This is a genomic window from Microvirga sp. P4_G7, from assembly GCF_056401005.1.
Genome location: NZ_JBFUKD010000392.1, coordinates 1 through 3,546, shown reverse-complemented (window position 1 = coordinate 3,546; position 3,546 = coordinate 1). Strand labels below are relative to the sequence as shown.

At 59.7% G+C, this 3,546-nt stretch carries 4 protein-coding genes; all 4 read right to left on the bottom strand.

Going from position 1 to position 3,546, the window contains the following annotated elements; translation table 11 throughout:
* Positions 1–594, bottom strand: a 594-nt coding sequence (locus tag AC1DT3_RS15200; protein WP_477466082.1) for an ABC transporter ATP-binding protein, incomplete at its 3' end; no start/stop codon positions are given.
* A 3-nt stretch (positions 595–597) separates the two neighbouring features.
* Positions 598–1,386 (bottom strand): ABC transporter permease, encoded by a 789-nt coding sequence (locus AC1DT3_RS15195; RefSeq protein ID WP_477466081.1) that lies wholly within the window; start codon positions 1,384–1,386, stop codon positions 598–600.
* A gap of 2 nt (positions 1,387–1,388) precedes the next feature.
* A complete protein-coding gene (locus tag AC1DT3_RS15190; protein WP_477466080.1) occupies positions 1,389–2,213 on the bottom strand; it encodes an ABC transporter permease in 825 nt (274 codons plus the stop codon).
* Positions 2,214–2,259: 46 nt separating this feature from the next.
* Complete coding sequence (locus tag AC1DT3_RS15185; protein WP_477466079.1) at positions 2,260–3,306, bottom strand: ABC transporter substrate-binding protein; 1,047 nt, start codon at positions 3,304–3,306, stop codon at positions 2,260–2,262.
* Positions 3,307–3,546 lie beyond the last annotated feature (240 nt).

Here is a 3,546-nt window from a genome sequence, read left to right as displayed (position 1 = left end):
CGCCTCCTCCTGATCATGGGTGACGTAGACCGCGGTCGTTCCGTTGGCGCGCTGAAGCTCCCGGATTTCAACGCGCATGTCGACGCGCAGCTTCGCGTCGAGGTTGGAGAGCGGCTCATCGAACATCAAAAGCGGCGGCTCGATGACGAGCGCCCTGGCGAGCGCGACGCGCTGCTTCTGACCGCCCGACAATGCACCGGGAAGGCGCTCCGCGAGATGCGCCAGGCCTACCCGCTCCAGCATGGCTTTGCCGCGCTTCTGGCGTTCACTCGCCGCCAGCCCGCGCTGCTTCAACCCGAAGGCGACGTTGTCGAGCACACTCAAGTGCGGGAACAGCGCATAGTTCTGAAACACGAGCCCGATGTCGCGACGATAGGCCGGCAGCCGTGTGAGGTCGCGCTCTCCCAGTCGGATGGCGCCGGCGCTCGGCTCGATGAAGCCGGCGATGAGGCGCAACGTCGTCGTCTTTCCGCAACCGCTTGCGCCGAGAAGCGAGACGAGTTCGCCGGCGCCGACGGACAGCGACAGGTCCTGCAGAACCTGCGTTGAACCGTAATGAGCGCTGACACGATCAAGGATGAGGGATTGGGTCACGGATCACTGCTTGGCAAAATAGGTAAGGCCGAGGGTGCGTTCGACGATGGCCATGACGCCGACGGTGAGAAACATGAGTAGGACGGATACCGAGGCGACCGTCGGATCGAAGAACTGTTCCACATAGGTGAGAATCTGGATCGGCAATGTGCTGATTCCAGGGCCCGTGAGGAACACCGAAATCGACACGTCGTTCAAAGAGGTGATGAACGCGAGAATGAAGGCGGCGAGAACGCCGGAGCGGATATTCGGCAGAACGACGGTGAAGAACGTCTTCAGCGGTGGACTACCGAGGCTGATCGCCGCTTCCTCGGCGCTGAAATCAAAGGTCGAAAGACTGGCGCTGACGACGCGCACGGAATACGGCAACACCAGGATTGTGTGCCCGACGAGCAGCGTCGCAAGGATCGGCAGACCGAGATCGACCGCCAATCCGCGCAGCAGCGAGAAGCCGAACACGATCTCCGGAATGAGGATTGGCAGGACGAAAAGAATCGAGAGCCATTTCGGCAGCGCAATTCGATGCCGAGTCAGCGCGTAGGCCGCCGGGATCCCGATCAGAAGCGACAATAAGGTGCCGGACAGGGCGACCTGGAGGCTTGTCAGAAAGGCTTCCCTGAACGCCGTCACCTCGAACGCGTTGGCAAACCACCTGAAGGACAATCCCTGCGGCGGAAAGGTGAGGAATGTACTGTCGCTGACGGCGGATCCGAACACGATCACGAGGGGTCCGAGCAGAAAGAAATAGACGATTGCCGTAAGACAGACGAGGGCGGGATGTGTCTTGTTCATGATCACACCGCCATCGGATTGAGGCGGCGGGCGAGCCGACTCATCAGGAGAACGATGGCGATCGTCATCACGACCATGATGGTTGCGATAGTGGACGCGCCGACCCAATCGAATGTGACCATCGCCTTTTGATAAAGCAGCGTCGCCAACACCGTCTGACGTTCGCCGCCCAACAATTGCGGTGTTGCGAAGGCAGTGAAGCTTCCTGTGAAGACAAGCACCGCGCCGACGATCAAACCTGGAACGGCGAGCGGCAGAATGACCTGTCGAAACGCCGCCGCCGGGCTCGCCCCGAGGGACGCCGCGGCCTGGACCAGATCTTTCTCGATATTCTCCAGAACACCGACGAGGGAGAGGATCATCAGYGGCACGAACAGATAGACCATGCCGATCACGATCGCCATCTTGCTGTAGAGCAGCGGCATCGGCTCGGAGACGATGCCGAGAGAAACCATCGTATTGTTGATGATCCCGTTGCGCCCGAGGATCACCATCCACGCAAAGGATCGCACGACCGTACCGGTGAGGAGGGGAAAAACCGCCGCCACGATGAGGAGGCTTTTCAGTCGACGCGGGAAATTGGCCACCACGTAGGCGGCGAGGAAGCCCAACGCAACGGAGATGGCCGTCGTGAGAAGAGCGATTTCAAGCGTGCGCCAGACGACCTCGCGATTGAAACCGTTGGCGAAGAAACGCGTATATGGCGTGAAGATTCCACGCGGCGTCGCGAACGTCATGCCCATCGTGTTGACGACGGGAGTCAACAGGCACAGAACGACGACGACGATCGCGGGCAACAGAAGAAACCAGGGCGTAAGACGCTTCATGCGGCCCTTGCCCCGGCCATCACATCACACAAGGTGCACGCCATGATCAGCGGCCGAAAACCTCGTTCCAGCGGTCGCTCCAATCGGCCTTCGCCGCATTGAGTTTCGCGTAATCGACCTTGCGCAAAGCCTTGATCGTCGGCTCGCCATAGGTCCATGGAGCAGCCTGCTCCGGCGTCAGATCGGCCTTCGGATTGGCTGGCGCGTCGGTCCCTGCATTGGCGAGGGCCTTCTGCACCTCGGCGCTCAGATGCCAATTGATGAACGCCTCGGCGAGGTCCTTGTTCTTCGTGCCCTTCACGAGATTGACCGTGTTGAACGTCACGAACGCGCCATCGCTGAGATCGGCCCATTTCGCTGTCGGGATCGCGGCCTTGACCTGCGCGAACGTGAAATCCTGCGCGGCGGCCGCCGTGACTTCGCCGGTCGAGAAGAGATTCACCAACTCAGAGCCTGTATTGTACGACTTCACGACGTTCGGTTTGAGTTCGGTGAGACTGGCGAAAGCGGCATCCGGATTGGCATATGCATCGACGCCCTTGCGATTGGCTGCAACGAGGACGGTGAGCGGTCCTGCGGTCGTCGTGAAGCCGGGAATCGTGAGACGGTTCTTGAATTCGGCGCGCCAGAGATCGGCCCACGCAGTCACCGGCGAAGCGACCTTCGCGGAATCGTAAATGACGCCGTATCGGCCGACCGTGTAACCGGGACCAAATCCTTCGCCTTGCGGCGCCTGCGCGACCGGGTAGAGATCCTTCGCATTCGGAATTTTTGCCGGATCGATTTTCTCGAACAGGCCATCCTCGATTCCGACCTGCGAGAACACGTCCGAGAGATAGATCAGATCGACGCCGCCTTTGCGGATCTTGACCTTGTTCAATCGGTCGGAGGCATTGCCGGTTTCAAGCACGATATCGACGTTGTGCTTCTCTTTGAAAGGCTTGAACAGAATGGCTTCCAACTTGTCGCCGTTGAAGCCCCACATCGAAACGATGAGAGTCTTTTTTTCTTGCGCCAAGGCATGAGACGAAAGCAGCGTGCCGAAGACCGCGGATGCGGCGAGAAGCGTGCGGCAACGGTGGCCGAAAACCATGGGAAACCCTCCAGAGCAAGAATAGCCGCGGGGCGCAGACGAAACATCGCCTTTCCGCCGTGGACGGCGCTGATCTATATCGGCTACCCTTACGGCAAAGAAGCCGAAATTTAAGGCCGAGTCAAAGGCAATTGACTATGAATCCAGCAACTCCCAAGCGCGTGATCATCGACACCGATCCGGGCCTGGACGACGTCATCGCTCTCCTTCTGGCTCTCACCTCTCCCGAACTGGCTATTC